Below are 2,843 nucleotides of genomic sequence, written 5' to 3'. Positions count from 1 at the left end.
CATCGGCCATCACCTCGGGCAGGAAACCTGGCGCCATTATCCCAAACCCGCCAGGCGGGCGGGACCCACGGCGGATTAAATCAGTGTTTCCCTAGCGCTTGACGAAATAGACATTCCCTCCACTTAATCAATGAATCGATCCGGCCCTTATCCCAGATCCATGTACCCGGCTACTTCGGCAGCCGTTTGACTGTGTGCCTCCTAATCCCATCTTTAAAGTCGCTGCAAGTACGTTGTCAACGGATCCTCACCGACCCTCGTCATTTTGATCTAGTCGACATAGCATTCTTCTGACTTCATCCCGGAATTGCTCAGATACCTGGGGGCGAGAAACAGTTCGCGCATTCAACCTTCTCACCTTCTCGGCCACACCAAACGTACCCACACCCAGCCTTTTCTTTATCGCCCGAGACACCTTCACCAAGCGCTCGTTGCGCGTTAGACCCCGTAGAACTTTCTGAACGAACGCACTTCGAGCTTCTTTGTTTTGGTTTACCCTTTTAAAGTCGGGTCGAAAATCGGAACTTACACCTAGATGCACTAAGGTCCGGCAATACACCTCACCTACATCCTCAGCCATTTCCTCCTGCGTCAACACCAATACCTTTTCTTTACCAAACGTCTTTTGGTATTCCCGAATATATTTATCGTGCTGCATGAGCTCGATATATCGATTCCGCCATCCCGAAATCAGTTCAATTGGATCATAGACCGAGTGAGCGACATATCTCTCGCACTCTCTTCGCCATGCCCGCTCAGGGTCCACTTCTAATTCGCTCCCGCAAAACACTGCCTCAGAGTGCATTGAAAGAAAGAAATCCACTGGATCTCGGCGCATGATTATAATCTTTGATTCGGGAAACTCTCGAGCGATCGCTCTCCGCGCTGTGCTCGAATACAAATACCAGACTGACGCCTCTCCAGACGCTGTTGTGTTACTTTTGCTGGAGAACAAGCGAATATAGTGATCATATTCGGTGATTTTTCGGTTATCGGCCGAGCGATGAAGAAAATAATGCGGCTCTTTTGGTTTTGAAATATTAACATCAGGGTGTTCGGAAAGGTAACTCGCTAGAGCTGTTGTACCGCACTTTGGTGCCCCAACAATGAAAAAGTTTGGGTCTGTCATAGTTGAATTTACTCTCGACAAATCTTCAATTGGAGGTGGAAACGTTAAATTTCGGGAAGTCGACCTGAAAACGACCGAGGATCCAACAACAAAAAAAGACGATGCAAAAAAAGCGCAGCTGCCCGGGTTACCGCCGCCGCCAAGTGATCGCTGAACTCTCGATTCCAAGACGTCGCCATACATATGTCCACAGAAGAAGATTCCAAATCACTATGGTAATCGCCGTGGCAGCCGCGGCGCCTTCCAATCCGAAAGGTGGGATTAAACCGACGTTCAGGGCGACATTGCACAAGGCAGCAATCGCAACACCCTTTACTGTGTCGCGTTCATGGTCCGTCATGTTCAACAGCAAACCCACCGAACCCATGGCCGCATTCACCAGTTGCCCAAGGGCGAGGATCGCGAGGGCTAGAGCTCCCAAGCGGTACTCTGCCCCGAACAGCAAATCCAAAAGGGGCCCCCCAAACGCCGCCATAAGAAGCACTGGCGGAAGCGCGAGTAATAGGATGATACGCGCACTGTAGGTAACCAGCTGCTGCAGGCGAACGAGCTCCCCCTGCGCGTGCAATCGGGCAAAATACGGCTGTAGGACCTGATTGATGGCCTGCAGGCCAAATACGACCAGTGTCGCGACCTGCACCACGACGCGGTAGACGCCCACTTCCTCATCGCTGCGGATGATGCCGAGCATGATGATATCCGTATGGGCGATGATGAGCTGAAGCCCCGCCAACATAGCCAGCGGCAACGCGGCCCGGCGCCAGTAGCGAGCCTGGTACTCTGGCGGGGGCGCTGTACGAAGCCCGGGCGGCCGGGCTCGTAAGAGCACCGCCGCACCAATGATGAAGGCGGCAAAGGCCGCCAGTCCATGCAACCCCATCACGCCGACCGGCGTCAATGCGCCACCATTCGACCACCAGACAGCTGCCAGAACCGTCACCAGCAGCAGGCCGGGTCGCAGGATGCTCTCGGGCAACTGTCCCAGCACAACCCGGCGAAGCCCTCGCAGTGCGGCTCCGCGCACGTTTGCCAGGGCGATCAATGGCACCAGTGCCAGCCCCACGGCCAGGGTCTGCCAACGGGGCTCGCCCAGCCAATCCCGGCCAAGCCAGAGCGCTAGCGCCCCTACAGTGACCATCAGGACGGCAAAGACCACGATGAACAGGTTGCTCCAGCGCCAGAGGCCTCGGATCAGCCCCCAAGAATCTTTCGCTTGCGCTTTGGCGGTTTCGCGAACAACCAAGGCCGGAAGGCCGACCTGCGCCGGGATAGCAAGCAACATGATCAGCGAAAGCGCAAACGCGTAGACCCCATAGCCCTCGGGACCCAACACGCGCGCAAGGACCACAGCTAGCCCAAATGCGATCCCGGTTGCGAGCACCTTAATCGCAATACTACCCACCCCACCGCGCATCAACTGTTGGCGGAGTGTCATCTGCGGCACGGACGAATCCTGCGGGCCTTCTCTACTCAATTGTCGGCTAGCCCGTCGTAACGGGTTAACCCCGTATCAATTGCGTTTGCCATGCGAGCGCAAGCCGATTGCCGCGCGGCAGAGCCGCTCGCAATGACGGGTGCGTTCTGAACAGAGAGGTTGGGCACATTGTAACCGTCAGATCCGGTAGTACTCGCGATACCACTCGACGAAGCGGGCGATGCCATCTTCCACCGCGGTCGCGGGGGCATAGCCCACGTCCTGACGCAGGGCCTCGAC

The 2,843-nt window shown here is 55.8% G+C and carries 2 protein-coding genes; both read right to left on the bottom strand.

The features are described from left to right. Window positions 1–247 precede the first annotated feature (247 nt). Entirely contained in the window at window positions 248–1,129 is an 882-nt protein-coding gene (locus D579_RS15020) for a sulfotransferase (protein ID WP_196800943.1), read from the bottom strand. 127 nt (window positions 1,130–1,256) lie between these two features. Then, window positions 1,257–2,564 carry a lipopolysaccharide biosynthesis protein gene (locus D579_RS0114080; protein ID WP_018952391.1) on the bottom strand — a complete coding sequence of 436 codons (1,308 nt, stop codon included), beginning with the start codon at window positions 2,562–2,564 and terminating at the stop codon, window positions 1,257–1,259. Window positions 2,565–2,843 lie beyond the last annotated feature (279 nt).

Origin of the sequence: Thioalkalivibrio sp. AKL12, assembly GCF_000377925.1 — a bacterium.
Classification (GTDB): Bacteria; Pseudomonadota; Gammaproteobacteria; order Ectothiorhodospirales; family Ectothiorhodospiraceae; genus Thioalkalivibrio; species Thioalkalivibrio versutus.
The sequence above is the reverse complement of the archived record's forward strand: the minus strand, read 5'-3'. Positions and strand labels throughout refer to the sequence as shown.

Excerpts from the sequence above, each read along its gene's own strand:
- D579_RS15020 (WP_196800943.1), bottom strand. The coding sequence starts at position 1,129 with ATGACAGACCCAAACTTTTTCATTGTTGGGGCACCAAAGTGCGGTACA.
- D579_RS0114080 (WP_018952391.1), bottom strand. The coding sequence starts at position 2,564 with ATGACACTCCGCCAACAGTTGATGCGCGGTGGGGTGGGTAGTATTGCG.